This is a genomic window from Pseudomonas sp. GW822-FHT02E03, assembly GCF_058802325.1.
This window is the reverse complement of record NZ_JBXAOA010000004.1, coordinates 17,676-30,335: the sequence shown is the minus strand read 5'-3', so window position 1 is coordinate 30,335 and position 12,660 is coordinate 17,676. Positions and strand designations below refer to the sequence as shown.

At 58.8% G+C, this 12,660-nt stretch carries 16 protein-coding genes; 5 read left to right on the top strand and 11 right to left on the bottom strand.

The features are described 5' to 3' along the window. Positions 1 to 23 precede the first annotated feature (23 nt). On the bottom strand, positions 24 to 362 hold the full coding sequence (locus tag AC1RQB_RS04390; RefSeq protein WP_081235351.1) for a DUF3565 domain-containing protein: 339 nt from the start codon (positions 360 to 362) through the stop codon (positions 24 to 26). Between AC1RQB_RS04390 and AC1RQB_RS04385 the strand changes: the two genes are divergently transcribed. The 3 genes from AC1RQB_RS04385 to AC1RQB_RS04375 all read left to right on the top strand — a co-directional run bounded on the left by AC1RQB_RS04385 (position 331) and on the right by AC1RQB_RS04375 (position 2,754). After that, positions 331 to 816 (top strand): FKBP-type peptidyl-prolyl cis-trans isomerase, encoded by a 486-nt coding sequence (locus AC1RQB_RS04385; protein ID WP_007901600.1) that lies wholly within the window; start codon positions 331 to 333, stop codon positions 814 to 816. The two genes, AC1RQB_RS04390 and AC1RQB_RS04385, sit on opposite strands and share 32 nt — an antisense overlap. Before the next feature lie 125 nt (positions 817 to 941). Further along, positions 942 to 1,424 carry a glutathione peroxidase gene (locus tag AC1RQB_RS04380; protein WP_052965554.1) on the top strand — a complete coding sequence of 161 codons (483 nt, stop codon included), beginning with the start codon at positions 942 to 944 and terminating at the stop codon, positions 1,422 to 1,424. 226 nt (positions 1,425 to 1,650) lie between these two features. Next, a complete protein-coding gene (locus AC1RQB_RS04375; RefSeq protein ID WP_063341534.1) occupies positions 1,651 to 2,754 on the top strand; it encodes an NADH:flavin oxidoreductase in 1,104 nt (367 codons plus the stop codon). 115 nt (positions 2,755 to 2,869) lie between these two features. Here AC1RQB_RS04375 and AC1RQB_RS04370 read toward each other — a convergent pair whose 3' ends face one another. Together AC1RQB_RS04370 and cysZ are read right to left on the bottom strand one after the other, a co-directional pair. After that, positions 2,870 to 4,069, bottom strand: coding sequence for a glycosyltransferase family 4 protein (locus AC1RQB_RS04370; RefSeq protein ID WP_063341533.1), 1,200 nt, complete (start codon positions 4,067 to 4,069; stop codon positions 2,870 to 2,872). Between the two features lie 40 nt (positions 4,070 to 4,109). Beyond that, positions 4,110 to 4,865 (bottom strand): sulfate transporter CysZ, encoded by a 756-nt coding sequence (gene cysZ / locus AC1RQB_RS04365; protein WP_008070554.1) that lies wholly within the window; start codon positions 4,863 to 4,865, stop codon positions 4,110 to 4,112. A 315-nt stretch (positions 4,866 to 5,180) separates the two neighbouring features. Between cysZ and trxB the strand changes: the two genes are divergently transcribed. Beyond that, positions 5,181 to 6,137, top strand: coding sequence for a thioredoxin-disulfide reductase (gene trxB / locus AC1RQB_RS04360; protein WP_008070552.1), 957 nt, complete (start codon positions 5,181 to 5,183; stop codon positions 6,135 to 6,137). Positions 6,138 to 6,318: 181 nt separating this feature from the next. On the opposite strand, the gene AC1RQB_RS04355 is transcribed toward trxB, so the two are convergent. The 7 genes from AC1RQB_RS04355 to AC1RQB_RS04325 form a co-directional block, all read right to left on the bottom strand. Next, entirely contained in the window at positions 6,319 to 7,569 is a 1,251-nt protein-coding gene (locus AC1RQB_RS04355; protein WP_063341532.1) for a 2-aminoadipate transaminase, read from the bottom strand. Positions 7,570 to 7,763: 194 nt separating this feature from the next. Beyond that, a complete protein-coding gene (locus tag AC1RQB_RS04350) occupies positions 7,764 to 8,102 on the bottom strand; it encodes a HopJ type III effector protein (RefSeq protein WP_063341531.1) in 339 nt (112 codons plus the stop codon). Then, positions 8,095 to 8,391 carry a DUF1244 domain-containing protein gene (locus AC1RQB_RS04345; RefSeq protein ID WP_063341530.1) on the bottom strand — a complete coding sequence of 99 codons (297 nt, stop codon included), beginning with the start codon at positions 8,389 to 8,391 and terminating at the stop codon, positions 8,095 to 8,097. Before AC1RQB_RS04345 ends, AC1RQB_RS04350 begins: the two co-directional genes overlap by 8 nt. Positions 8,392 to 8,487: 96 nt before the next feature. Next, entirely contained in the window at positions 8,488 to 8,859 is a 372-nt protein-coding gene (gene folX, locus AC1RQB_RS04340; protein WP_007901645.1) for a dihydroneopterin triphosphate 2'-epimerase, read from the bottom strand. Positions 8,860 to 8,861: 2 nt separating this feature from the next. Beyond that, the gene (folE, locus tag AC1RQB_RS04335; RefSeq protein ID WP_008070545.1) at positions 8,862 to 9,437 is read right to left on the bottom strand and encodes a GTP cyclohydrolase I FolE; all 576 of its coding nucleotides are present in this window, start codon (positions 9,435 to 9,437) and stop codon (positions 8,862 to 8,864) included. A gap of 22 nt (positions 9,438 to 9,459) precedes the next feature. Then, positions 9,460 to 10,170: a dihydromonapterin reductase gene (gene folM, locus AC1RQB_RS04330; protein ID WP_008070543.1), complete on the bottom strand. Its 711-nt coding sequence runs from the start codon at positions 10,168 to 10,170 to the stop codon at positions 9,460 to 9,462. A gap of 89 nt (positions 10,171 to 10,259) precedes the next feature. Beyond that, on the bottom strand, positions 10,260 to 10,829 hold the full coding sequence (locus AC1RQB_RS04325; protein WP_063341529.1) for an antibiotic biosynthesis monooxygenase: 570 nt from the start codon (positions 10,827 to 10,829) through the stop codon (positions 10,260 to 10,262). 206 nt (positions 10,830 to 11,035) lie between these two features. Between AC1RQB_RS04325 and AC1RQB_RS04320 the strand changes: the two genes are divergently transcribed. Continuing rightward, on the top strand, positions 11,036 to 11,995 hold the full coding sequence (locus tag AC1RQB_RS04320; RefSeq protein ID WP_063341528.1) for a MerR family transcriptional regulator: 960 nt from the start codon (positions 11,036 to 11,038) through the stop codon (positions 11,993 to 11,995). A gap of 19 nt (positions 11,996 to 12,014) precedes the next feature. On the opposite strand, the gene AC1RQB_RS04315 is transcribed toward AC1RQB_RS04320, so the two are convergent. Beyond that, the gene (locus AC1RQB_RS04315; RefSeq protein WP_063341527.1) at positions 12,015 to 12,620 is read right to left on the bottom strand and encodes a hypothetical protein; all 606 of its coding nucleotides are present in this window, start codon (positions 12,618 to 12,620) and stop codon (positions 12,015 to 12,017) included. Positions 12,621 to 12,660 lie beyond the last annotated feature (40 nt).

The window sequence follows — 12,660 nt, the reverse complement described above, 5'->3', positions numbered from 1 at the left end:
TATGGCTGGCGTTCTACCGAAATTCAGTCGTCAAGGTTATCGCTAACCGAGCCTTGTGCGCACCATCCGCAATCAAAGGGCTGGCCTATTTTTTCATTACGCAACGAAGGGTCCAGCACCCAGGCCCGGGATTGCCACGGCGGCTGGTGCCGCAGGTGTTGGGTATGGCCGCAGGAAAGCTCGGCTACCCAGTGTCCGTCTTCATCCTGATGGAAGCCTGTGACCGTCGAGCCCTTTGCCGCACCCCGTCTGTCCGGGTTGTGTTCGCTTTCGGGCGATTGCTTCGCTAAACTTGGACATTCATCTTTCTTATGCAAAAGGTCTCGCCCCATGCTGATCGCCGCCAATAAGGCTGTCTCCATCGACTATACCCTGACCAACGACGCTGGTGAGGTCATCGACAGCTCCGCCGGCGGCGCGCCGCTGGTCTACCTGCAAGGCGCAGGTAACATCATCCCGGGCCTGGAAAAGGCTCTGGAAGGCAAAGCAGTCGGTGACGAGCTGACTGTCGCTGTAGAACCTGAAGATGCCTACGGCGAATACGCTGCCGAACTGGTCAGCACTTTGAGCCGCAGCATGTTCGAAGGCGTCGACGAGCTGGAAGTGGGCATGCAGTTCCACGCATCCGCTCCGGACGGCCAGATGCAGATCGTCACCATTCGCGATCTGGACGGCGACGATGTCACTGTCGACGGCAACCACCCGTTGGCCGGTCAGCGCCTGAATTTCCAGGTCAAGATCATCGACATCCGTGACGCCAGCCAGGAAGAAATCGCTCATGGTCACGTCCATGGCGAAGGTGGCCATCACCACTGATTTTCTGCGCTAAGCTTTCGAGAGCTGGAGAGGCGCCCGAGGGGCGCCTTTTTTAGTCCGCGGCTGTCCCTGGTGGCACCGCCAAGTGGCTGTTTTGAGAAGAACACTGGAATTTGGAGTTCGTCATGAGTGCTTTTCACGACCTTAAACTGACAGCCCTGGATGGTCAGGAGCTACCTTTGGCGCCCTTCAAGGGGCGTGTCGTGCTGGTGGTCAACGTTGCCTCCAAATGTGGTTTGACCCCACAGTACGCGGCGCTGGAAAACCTCTACCAGCAATACAAGGACAAAGGCTTCAGTGTGCTGGGCTTACCGTGCAACCAGTTTGCCGGGCAGGAGCCGGGTACCGAGCAGGAGATCCAGGCATTCTGCAGCCTCAACTATGGCGTGACCTTTCCGTTGTCCAGCAAGCTGGAAGTCAACGGCCATGAGCGTCATCAGTTGTACCGTCTGTTGGCGGGCGAGGGTGCCGAATTTCCCGGGGACATCACCTGGAACTTCGAGAAATTCCTGCTGGGCAAGGACGGTCGCGTGCTGGCGCGGTTCTCGCCGCGTACGGCGCCGGATGATCATGCTGTCATCCAGGCAATCGAAAAAGCGTTGAGCTGACATCCCCTCTGTGTGGGAGCGAGGCTTGCCCGCGAAAGCGTCATATCAGTCGATATCAATGTTGAATGATATGACGCCTTCGCGGGCAAGTCGGATCGCCGCACCGCTCGCTCCTACAATGTTTTCTGTCTTTTGATCCTTAATCACTTAAATCAATAGTGCTGTTCAAGGCTTGGCAGTCTCCATATTATCGCCGTCATAAAGTCTATGTCCCATGGAGCGTCCCATGCCCGTCAAAGCCCTGTTCAAGCCTTTTCACCTAGGCGCTCTCGAGTTGCCGACCCGCGTCGTCATGGCGCCGATGACCCGCTCGTTTTCGCCGGGCGGCGTGCCCAATTCCAAAGTGATCGAGTACTACCGTCGTCGCGCCGCTGCCGGGGTTGGGCTGATCATCACCGAAGGCACCACCGTTGGTCACAAGGCCTCCAACGGCTATCCGAACGTGCCGCACTTCTATGGTGAAGCGGCATTGGCCGGCTGGAAGAAAGTCGTCGATGCGGTGCATGCCGAGGGCGGGAAAATCGTTCCGCAACTGTGGCATGTGGGCAGCGTGCGCCGCATCGGCACCGAGCCGGACGCCAGCGTGCCGGGTTACGGTCCGTCGGAAAAATTGAAGGACGGTCAGGTCGTGGTTCACGGAATGACCAAGGAAGATATCCAGGACGTGATTGCCGCGTTCGCCCAAGCCGCCAAGGATGCTCAGAGCATCGGTATGGACGGCGTGGAAATCCACGGTGCCCACGGTTATCTGGTAGACCAGTTCTTCTGGGAAGGCAGCAATCAGCGCACTGACGAATACGGTGGCAGTCTGGCGAACCGTTCGCGCTTCGCCATCGAACTGATTCAGGCGGTGCGTGCAGCGGTCGGTGAGGGTTTCCCGATTATCTTCCGTTTCTCGCAGTGGAAGCAGCAGGATTACACCGCGCGCCTGGTGCAGACGCCAGAGGCGTTGGGTGAGTTCCTCAAGCCGTTGTCCGACGCTGGCGTGGATATTTTCCACTGCTCGACACGCCGTTTCTGGGAGCCGGAGTTCGACGGTTCCGAGCTGAACCTGGCCGGCTGGACCCGCAAACTCACCGGCAAGCCAACCATCACCGTCGGCAGCGTAGGCCTGGATGGCGAGTTCCTGCAATTCATGGTCAACACCGACAAGATCGCCCAACCGGCCAGCCTGGAAAAACTGCTGGAGCGGTTGAATAACGATGAATTCGATCTGGTGGCCGTGGGGCGTGCGTTGCTGGTGGATCCGGACTGGGCGCAGAAAGTGCGTGACGGTCGTGAAGAAGACATCCTGCCGTTCAGCCGTGAGGCGTTGATGACGTTGGTTTAAGTAGCGTCTGGAAGGGCCCCATCGCGGCAAGCCCGCTCCCACAGTGTTCTGCGCCACACACAAATCCTGTGGGAGCGGGCTTGCCCGCGATGATGGCCTCAAGGTCAGCAAAGATTCAGGGTAATGTCTGTGCATCAGGAACCACCTGCTCCCCAACACAAGCCCCCCGCAACTGTCCTTCAAACTGCTCGATAATCGCCGCCCACCCCTGACGACTCGCATGCTGGCGCGCATTAAGGCGCACGCAACGCAAGGTTTCGCGCTCCTCCAGCAGCCAACGAGCTGCATCGCAGAACGCCTCTTCATCCCCGGGCATGGCCAGTACGCCGTTGTAGCCATGGCGAATATGCTGGGCCGCCGCAGCCTGATCGTACGCCACCGCCCCCAGCCCCGAAGCCAATGCCTCAAGCACCACATTGCCGAAGGTTTCGGTCAGGCTTGGAAACAGAAACACATCCCCCGACGCATAGTGACTGGCCAACGCTTCGCCGCGTTGTGAGCCGCAGAAAATCGCTTCGGGCAATTCCTTCTCCAGCATCGATCGTTGCGGCCCATCACCAACCACAATCAATTTCATTTTTCGCTGTGGATAAGTCATTTTCAGCGTGTCGAAACACCGCTTGAGCAAGCCAAGATTTTTCTCTGGCGCCAGGCGTCCTACGTGGATCAAGGCAATATCTTCCTCGGCCAGTCCCCATTGCTCGCGCAGCGATTTCAGCCGTTTGGCCGGATGAAACAACTGGCTGTCGACGCCTCGAGAGAGCAGCGCCAGGCGCTCGAAACGGCGGCGTTCCAGCTCCAGTCGCTGGCTGGCGCTGGGCACCAGGGTCAGGGTCGAGCGATTGTGAAACCAGCGCAGGTAGTGAGTCAGCAAGCGGGTCAGCAGCCCGAAGCCGTATTGGCTGGAGTACTGTTGAAAATTGGTATGAAAGCCACTGACCACTGAAATCCCCAAACGCCGTGCCGCGCGCAATGCGGATAACCCCAGCGGTCCTTCCGTGGCGATGTACAACACATCCGGGCGATGGCGTTTCCAGCGCCGCAGCAGCTTGTGCATCGACGACTGACCCCATTGCAGGCCGGGGTAACCCGGCAGCGGCCAGCCTCGACACAACAGCAACTCATCGTTGCTTCCGATAAGTGGGTCGCCACCCTGGCGTGGCCGCACCAACTCCACCTGATGCCCGCGTGCGCGCAAACCATCGAACAAGCGGCCAAGGGTATTGGCAACGCCGTTGATTTCCGGTGGGAAGGTTTCGGTGATCAGGGTGATATGCAGAGTTGTCGTCATGACCTCAGTGTCGGCTGAGGCCATGTCGTCATTGTGACGGTGGGATGATGGATTTGTGACGCGATCAGCGGCGTTCTGCCACCAGATTTTCCGCGCCACGCTCACGCACCCAGAACAGCGTTGCACCGGCCACTGCCGCCGGCATCATCAGAATGTTGACCACCGGAATCAGCAACACCAGATACACGCTCCCGCCGAAGCCGAGGCTCTGCCAGCGCTTCTGCCGCAGCCAGGCGAGCATTTCGTTCCAGCCCAGCTTGTGGTTATCCGCCGGGTAATCGATGTACTGGATCGCCATCATCCACACCCCGAACAGCAGCCACAGCGGCGCGGCGATGATGTTGACCACCGGGATCAACGACAGGATGAACAGCCCGATGGCCCTGGGCAGGAAGTAGCCGAGTTTGCGCATTTCCCGGGACAGGGTGCGCGGGATCATGGCGATCAGTTCGCCCCAGCTGAAGGCCGGGAAGTCGTCGGTGCCGCGCACCACCACTTCGACTTTCTCCGCGAGGAAGCCATTGAACGGCGCGGCGATGATGTTGGCGAGCATGGTGAAGGTGAAAAACACCATCAACACCACCAACACGACGAAAATCGGCCAGAGGATGTAGCTCAGAAAGCTCAGCCAATCGGGCAGGGACGGCATCAGCGTATCGACCCACATACTGAACTGATGACCAGCCAGATAGATCAATCCGACGAACAGCACCAGGTTGATGGCCAGCGGCAATAACACGAACAAGCGCAGGCTTGGGCTCAGGACCAGCTTGAGGCCCTCGCGCAGGTATTGCGGGCCAGACAGAACGGGGGCGGGCATAACGTGCTCCGAGCAAAGGGGAAACGCGCCGACCTTACCGGCTTTGCCTGACAGGCGAAAGCGCGGTAGCGGCATCGACATTAACTGTAACAAAGGCGTCTATATATTCACTGCAATGGGATAGAGACCGCCTATGAGCTGGATTGTTAAACCGTATTTCCTTAATCTTCGCCCCCTCGATACGCTGCACCCATTCTTTTACAGGACTGTCGAGCCCAAGCCTTCCCCAAGTGCTTTCAACGGTCCTTTTTTATTCCCGCCGGCAATCCGGCGTTCCGCGCCCAGTGTTTCGGGCCCGGTCAACAGGAGCAGGTCATGTCTGAAGTTCGTCATTCGCGAGTGATTATTCTCGGTTCCGGCCCTGCCGGTTACAGCGCTGCGGTCTATGCCGCCCGTGCCAACCTCAAGCCACTGCTGATCACTGGCATGCAGGCTGGCGGTCAACTGACCACCACCACCGAAGTCGACAACTGGCCGGGCGACGTCCACGGCTTGACCGGCCCGGCGCTGATGGAGCGGATGAAAGAGCACGCCGAGCGCTTTGAAACCGAGATCGTGTTCGATCACATCAATGCCGTGGACTTCGCCGCCAAGCCATACACCCTGATTGGCGACAGCGCGACTTACACCTGCGACGCACTGATCATCGCCACCGGCGCCAGCGCCCGCTACCTGGGCCTGCCGTCGGAAGAAACGTTCATGGGCAAAGGCGTTTCGGCCTGCGCCACCTGCGACGGTTTCTTCTATCGCAACAAGCCCGTGGCTGTGGTGGGTGGTGGTAATACGGCTGTGGAAGAAGCCTTGTACCTGGCCAACATCGCCAGCACTGTCACCTTGATCCACCGTCGCGAAACATTCCGCGCCGAGAAGATCCTGATCGACAAGCTCAATGCCCGGGTTGCCGAAGGCAAGATTGTCCTGAAGCTGAACTCGACCCTGGACGAAGTGCTGGGCGACAACATGGGCGTGACCGGTGCTCGCCTGAAGAACAACGATGGCAGCTTCGACGAGCTGAAAGTCGACGGCGTGTTCATCGCCATCGGCCACACCCCGAACACTTCGTTGTTCGAAGGTCAGCTGACGTTGAAAGACGGCTATCTGGTTGTGCAGGGCGGCCGTGACGGCAACGCCACTGCAACCAACCTCGAAGGCATCTTCGCCGCCGGTGACGTGGCTGACCACGTTTACCGTCAAGCCATCACCTCGGCCGGCGCCGGTTGCATGGCGGCACTGGATGCCGAGCGTTACCTCGACGATCTGCAGAACGCTTGATTCTGATTCTGTAGAAAGCAAAAAACCGGCCTTGGCCGGTTTTTTTATGCCTTCGGTAACGCAGTAATCCTGTGGGAGCGGGCTTGCCCGCGATGGCGGTAGGTCAGTCGACACTAAGGTTGAAAGATAAATCGTTATCGCGGGCAAGCCCGCTCCCACAGGGATCGTGGGAATTTTTACTTCAGGTCAGCTTCGCCAGGCACGCCTCAAGGATATCCAGCCCTTCCTCCAGCACGGCGGCCTCAGTGGTCAACGGCGCGAGCAGCCGAATGATGTGCCGCGATTTGCCGCTAGGCATCAGCAGCAAGCCCGAGTCGCGCGCGAGGGCCAGCAGCTGTGTGAGTTGCGCCGAGGCCGGTGTGCCGTCGGCGTTGATCAGCTCGATGCCGCGCATGGCACCCACGCCGGTCAAGCGGCCCAGATACGGTGACAGTTCGCGGGCTCGCCAGGATTCGTAGCGGCTGACAATCGCCTCTTCCTGTTGCACACCCCAGGCGTGCAGATGCGCGTCAGTCATTTCGTCCAGGGTCGCCAACGCGGCCGCACAGGCGATGGGATTGCCCGAATAGGTGCCGCCCAATCCGCCTTTGGGCAAGTTATCGAGTAGCGACTTGCGCCCGACAACCGCCCCCAGCGGCACGCCGCCGGCAATGCTTTTGCCCAGCAGGATCAAATCCGGCTCGATGCCCAGTCGCGAGAACGCAAACCGCTGGCCGGTACGGCCGAAGCCAGACTGGATTTCATCGGCGATCAGCAGGATGCCTTTGTCATCACAGAAGCGTCGTAGCGCCTGGGCGAATTCCACGTCCATCGCCAGGAAACCCGCTTCGCCCTGTACCGGTTCGACGATAAAACAGGCCACGTCATCAACGTCGATCTCGACGCTGAACAGCCGATCCATCGCCTTCAGAGCCTCGGCGCAGGTCACGTCATTGTCTTTGCTGGGGAAGGGCAGGTGAAACACCGGCCCCGGTAGCACACCGACTTTCTGCTTGTACGGCGCGACTTTGCCGTTGAGGTTGAGGGTGGCGAGTGTGCGACCGTGGAAGGCGCCGTCGAAGGCGATGACTGCCGTGCGACCGGTGGCGCCACGGACGATCTTCAGGGCGTTTTCCGCCGCTTCCGCACCGCTGTTGGTAAGCATGCCGCTGACCGGGTAATCCACCGGGATAAACGCCGTCAGGCGATCCATCAGTTCGAGGTAAGGCGCATGCGGGGCGGCGTTGAACGCGTAGTGGGTCAGCCGGGTGGCTTGCTCGCGAATGGCCTCGACGATGCGCGGATGGCAGTGGCCGAGATTCAGCACGCCGATACCACCGACGAAATCGATGTAGCGTTTGCCATCGGTGTCCCAGACCTCGGCATTTTTGCCATGGCTGAGTGTGACGGGATGAACGATATTGATTGACCGACTGATGTTTTCGCTGCTCATGGATACCGGACTCAGAAGAAGGGATGCTTCTTTTTATCTAAGCCGCGAGCAGAGGTACCCGGCAAACGAAATAAAGTTGCCGGGTCAATATTAAAAGTCGGGATGTGCCGCTAATACCTGTAGGAGCACGGCTTGCCGGCGATGGCGTTCTTGGGATCGCCTTCGCGGGCAAGCCTCGCTCCTACAAAAAGCGTTCAGCGACGAGTCAGCGGCTGCTGAGTGAACTTCACACCGGCCAAACCATGGGCGATCAACGCGCGGATATTGCCATGGTCGCTGCCTTCAGGCGTGGCCACCACCGAGCGGTAATGCTCGCCAAACGCCAGTAGCGCCTCTTCATCACTCAAGCCTTCCAGCAATGCCAGACCCAGGGTCTTGCACGAGCCTTCGTTCTGCCCGGCGGCGTTTTCCACACCACCGTTATTGAACGACTGGGGCTGATAGTCGTAACCGGCAGCGATGAACGCCAAGGTATCGGCGAAAGCGTGTTCGCCGCTCTTGAGGCTGGCGCGCAGGGTATTCAAATCACTCATTGGGTTTTCCTTTGGCGAACGCCGCTTGCTGGTCGGCGGTGGCTTCTTGCTGGTATTGGGCTTTCCACTCGGCGTACGGCATGCCGTAAACCACTTCGCGGGCTTCGTCGAGGCTGACGTCGATCTGGCGTTCGTCGGCGGCGGCCTTATACCACTTGGACAGGCAGTTGCGGCAGAAACCCGAGAGGTTCATCAGGTCGATGTTCTGCACGTCCTTGCGGCTGTCCAGGTGGGCAACCAGCCGGCGAAAGGCGGCGGCTTCAAGTTCCAGGCGTTGTTGATCGTTCATGAAAGGTCTCTGCGAGACAGCTGCAAGCGGCAAGCTTCGAGCTGCAAGATGGGTTGCGGTGGCTCGAGTTTACAGCTTGGCGCTTGAAGCTTGAAGCTAGCGGCTTGCCGCGAGCGTTATCGATACCGACTCGGCAAAGCGCAAGGCATGGGGCTTGTCGACTTCGACTTCGGCGTACAGCACCGACTCGTTGACCATGATCAGGTCCAGCAATTCCTGGGTCAGGCGTTCGAGCAGGGCAAAGCGATTGCCCTCCACGTGGGCGATGATCGCCTTGGTGATGGTGCGGTAATTCAGCGCGTGATCGATATCGTTGTCACGCACTGCATCCTGGGCGGCGTACAGAATGGTCAGATTGATCAGCACATCCTGCTTGTTGAGGATTTCGTCCTCGTTGATCCCTATGAAAGTTCGCAAACACAGGTCCTTGACCCGGATGCGTGCCATTCCTGGTTGAAGTTGTGGCATTGCTACTTGCTCCGTCCAATCAATTGCAGGAACTCCTGGCGGGTATTACTCGACTCGCGGAAGGCGCCGAGCATCACCGAGGTGTTCATGGTCGAATTCTGTTTTTCGACGCCGCGCATCATCATGCACATGTGCTGGGCTTCGATGACCACCGCGACACCGGCGGCGTCGGTCACTTGCTGCACGGCGTCGGCGATTTGCCGGGTGAGGTTTTCCTGGATTTGCAGTCGGCGGGCGAACATATCCACAAGCCGCGCAATCTTCGACAGGCCCAGCACCTTGCCCGTTGGAATATAAGCCACATGAGCCTTGCCGATGAAGGGCAGCATGTGATGTTCACAGAGCGAGTACAGCTCGATGTTGTCGACGATGATCATTTCATCGTTGTCGGAGGCAAACAGCGCGCCGTTGACGATTTCTTCGACACTTTGTTCGTAACCATGACACAGGTATTGCATCGCCTTGGCGGCGCGCACCGGGGTGTCTTGCAGTCCTTCGCGGTCGGGGTTCTCACCCAGGCCGATCAGGATCTCGCGATAGCTCTGGGACAAGGAGTTGTGTGGCGGGAATAACGTCATGGGACATCCTCGCGGGAGCGGCTTATTTGACGTGCCGTCCGCCGTTGACGGTCAGGGTCGTGCCGGTGACATAAGGGTTGTCGAGCAAATAACGCAGGCTCTGGTAGATCACTTCGCTGCCGGGCTCGATGCCCAGTGCCGATTTGGCCAGAACCCTGGCGCGGTACGCCGCGTCGTCGTCGGGATTGAACAGTAGCAGGGCTGGCGCGATACCGTTGACCTTGATGCTGGGCGCGTATTTCGCGGCAAAGGACAGGGTGAGGCTGTCGAGCCCGGCTTTGCTGGCGCAGTAGCCGATATGCTTGCTGCTGCCCCTGCGGGTCACATCATCGCTGATGTGCACGATGTCGGCGGGACTTGAACGCCGTAGCAGGTCGGCACAGTGCAGGTTGATCAGGTAGGGCGCCAGCATATGCACGCTGAACATGCGGGTGAAAGCCGCGGCTTCGGTGCCCGGGGTTTCGGCGAGCCATTCGGAAGCGTTATGGACAACCGCCCGCAAACTGTCGGTGTGGTTTTTCAGTTCGCCGATGAACGCAAGGATGCCGGCCTCGCTGGAAAAGTCCGCAAACACCGCGCTCGCCCCCAGATCACGCAGGGTTTGCACACCAGGGCGTTCGCTGCGATAGCTGAAAATGACTGGATGGCCGTCTTCGAGCAAACGCTGCGCACAGTGCAGGCCGACACGCTGGCCGGCACCGGTGATGAGGATTGGGGCTGCGGTAGAGGTCATGAACGGCTCGCGTCGCGGTAAGAGCAAAACTATACCAGCGACGGGAGTTGATCACCTACGTCCTGCAATGGCCTCGCTCCTACAGGGGGTTATTGATTTTGGGGGGTGGGTTCGGCGGGCAACGGACGTGCCGATGGGGTATGCAGCCACCCGGCCAGCAGGCGCGTCGACAGCGGAATGAAGAAATACACCATCAATGGCGTCAGGCACAGGGTGCTGACAAACACGCGGGTCAGCAAACCCGTTTCAGCCAGCAGCGGCCCCAATACAAAGTTGAACAACAGGGACACCGGAAAGAACGCCAGCCAGATGGCCACGGCCTGTTTCCAGCGTGGTGGACGTTGGCCGACCGCACCGAACCAGCCATCGATGCCACTGACCCGATGTTCCGAAGGGTGGGCAAACAGATCACTGCCGCGCCCCAGCCAGGCAGTGCGCGATGCGGAATGCTCCCAGGCGTGCATGGTCTGCTCGTCGGCGAAGCGGAAGATAATCTGGAACTCGTCATCATTGGGCGGCGGAGCCAGTACGCCAGAGCCCAGGTAACCGGGGAAATCGGTGGCCAGTTGTTCGCCTTCGCGCAACCAGGCCATCAGGTCCTGATAACGCCCATCGGCGACGCGGCGCGCAACCATCAGGGTGACGGGTGAGGTAGACATTTTGTATCTCCGTAGGGCAAACGCGTCGCTCCGGATAAGAGCTTCGCCAGACACAGCGCCGGGGTGGTGGGCTGCGCCTTGGGGCAAGCAAGAATTATTCCTGATTCTGTCTGGAACGTCTGTTCCAATTAGTTCAACAATGTGTTGATCACCACTGAGGCAGGAGCGTTAGAATGTGTCTCAATATTACATGGACGTAGATTCTCATGGTTGTGTTGACAGACCTTGCACCTGGCTTGCCCCCCAGCACCTCCCTGATTCGAGAAGAGCTGTTTCCGATTCGTGAGGTCGCGCGCCTGACAGGGGTCAACCCGGTCACGCTACGCGCATGGGAGCGGCGGTACGGTTTGATACAACCCACGCGCACCGAAAGCGGGCACCGTTTGTATTCGATGACCGATATCGAGCGTGTTCGTAGCATCCTCGGCTGGATAGAACGCGGCGTCGCAGTCAGCAAGGTCGGCAAGATACTGGCCAAGACCGAACCGCTCAAGGTGCTGGCGCAGGTCATTCCCAACGAACTCGTTCAAGCTGACTACGACCAATGGCAGCAGCAGGTCAAGGCTGCGGTGAGTGCTTTCGACGAAGTTCAACTGGAACACGTCTACGGTCAGATTTTTTCCAGTTACCCATTGACGGTGGTGTTTCAGGACATTCTGATTCCGATCTGGAAGCTATTGCTACAGCGCCATGAAGCGTTCGGTCAGATCAGCGAGTGGCTTTTTCTGGATGCTTTTCTACGATCTCGAGTGTTGCAACGCCTGTTGCTGGTGCGAGTCATGCAACCGCGACGAGTGATTGTCTGCGCCTTGGCCGATCAATGCCGTGAACTCGACGTGTTGGTCACGGCGCTGTATCTGAGCAGCATCGATTCGGCTATTCAGTTGTTGGCGATCGGTCAGCCCTTCGAAGAATTGGTTTTGGTCTGCGAAAAGATCAGGCCCAAGGCACTGATACTGGTTTCCAACCACGCGCCGGCGGTTGAACTGCCCAGACGTTTGAAGCGCTTGGCCATGAGCCTGGATTGTCAGGTGTTGCTGGCCGGAGAGGCATCGGACCTGGCGCAGGAGAGCCTGGCTGGATCGTCGATCGGTTGTCTGGGAAACGAGGGCGTGTTGATGCGCCAGCGCTTGAAGCAGTTCCTGGCGGGAAACCTGGATACCTGAGCGTAGATAGACAGAAAAATCAGATATGCAATGCGGGATGGGTCAGGCGATGTTGCTGAAGGATGTACTGACGCAGACGTTCGGTTTCGTCCTTGTCACTCTGGCTCAATTCGTAGGCGTAGAAACCCTGCTCGGTTTCACGCTCGAAGGTGCCGCGCAACGCAATCCGCTCATAACCTGAGGGGCTGAACCACAACGCGAAATGCTTCGGCGCCTTGGTCTTGTTGCGAACTTCCAGCAAAACCCCTTTGAACGATATTTCATGCACCCACATCGTGCCGGGTTGGCCCTTGGCATTTTCCAGTGCTACGGGCTCTTCGAGCACCAGGCGCCATGGCCGAACCATCGGCCCGTCTTCATAGATGCTGGGGACGCCGAGGCGTAGATGCATGGCGTGGAACTCATCTTCCACCAAGTGCAGCGGGAAGGTTATTTGCTGATTTTCGAAACTGGCCTGGATAGTGACTTGTTCATGAGCAGCCAGGCGTGTGAGCAAGTCACGAATCTGCGAGCCACCGTTGACGAGCAGACTCGACGTCGCATCCCGCACATTGAGTTGCGGGTTGTGCTGCATGTTCTGGATAAAATCCAGCTCATCCTGGGTCAAGAGTGCGTCGCGCTGCATGGTTCGCTCGAAAGAAATAATTACAAAGTCATCGGTGATT

Excerpts from the sequence above, each read along its gene's own strand:
- AC1RQB_RS04385 (WP_007901600.1), top strand. The coding sequence starts at position 331 with ATGCTGATCGCCGCCAATAAGGCTGTCTCCATCGACTATACCCTGACC.
- AC1RQB_RS04390 (WP_081235351.1), bottom strand. The coding sequence starts at position 362 with ATGGAGACAGCCTTATTGGCGGCGATCAGCATGGGGCGAGACCTTTTG.
- AC1RQB_RS04380 (WP_052965554.1), top strand. The coding sequence starts at position 942 with ATGAGTGCTTTTCACGACCTTAAACTGACAGCCCTGGATGGTCAGGAG.
- AC1RQB_RS04375 (WP_063341534.1), top strand. The coding sequence starts at position 1,651 with ATGCCCGTCAAAGCCCTGTTCAAGCCTTTTCACCTAGGCGCTCTCGAG.
- AC1RQB_RS04370 (WP_063341533.1), bottom strand. The coding sequence starts at position 4,069 with ATGGCCTCAGCCGACACTGAGGTCATGACGACAACTCTGCATATCACC.
- cysZ (WP_008070554.1), bottom strand. The coding sequence starts at position 4,865 with ATGCCCGCCCCCGTTCTGTCTGGCCCGCAATACCTGCGCGAGGGCCTC.
- trxB (WP_008070552.1), top strand. The coding sequence starts at position 5,181 with ATGTCTGAAGTTCGTCATTCGCGAGTGATTATTCTCGGTTCCGGCCCT.
- AC1RQB_RS04355 (WP_063341532.1), bottom strand. The coding sequence starts at position 7,569 with ATGAGCAGCGAAAACATCAGTCGGTCAATCAATATCGTTCATCCCGTC.
- AC1RQB_RS04350 (WP_063341531.1), bottom strand. The coding sequence starts at position 8,102 with ATGAGTGATTTGAATACCCTGCGCGCCAGCCTCAAGAGCGGCGAACAC.
- AC1RQB_RS04345 (WP_063341530.1), bottom strand. The coding sequence starts at position 8,391 with ATGAACGATCAACAACGCCTGGAACTTGAAGCCGCCGCCTTTCGCCGG.
- folX (WP_007901645.1), bottom strand. The coding sequence starts at position 8,859 with ATGCCACAACTTCAACCAGGAATGGCACGCATCCGGGTCAAGGACCTG.
- folE (WP_008070545.1), bottom strand. The coding sequence starts at position 9,437 with ATGACGTTATTCCCGCCACACAACTCCTTGTCCCAGAGCTATCGCGAG.
- folM (WP_008070543.1), bottom strand. The coding sequence starts at position 10,170 with ATGACCTCTACCGCAGCCCCAATCCTCATCACCGGTGCCGGCCAGCGT.
- AC1RQB_RS04325 (WP_063341529.1), bottom strand. The coding sequence starts at position 10,829 with ATGTCTACCTCACCCGTCACCCTGATGGTTGCGCGCCGCGTCGCCGAT.
- AC1RQB_RS04320 (WP_063341528.1), top strand. The coding sequence starts at position 11,036 with ATGGTTGTGTTGACAGACCTTGCACCTGGCTTGCCCCCCAGCACCTCC.
- AC1RQB_RS04315 (WP_063341527.1), bottom strand. The coding sequence starts at position 12,620 with ATGCAGCGCGACGCACTCTTGACCCAGGATGAGCTGGATTTTATCCAG.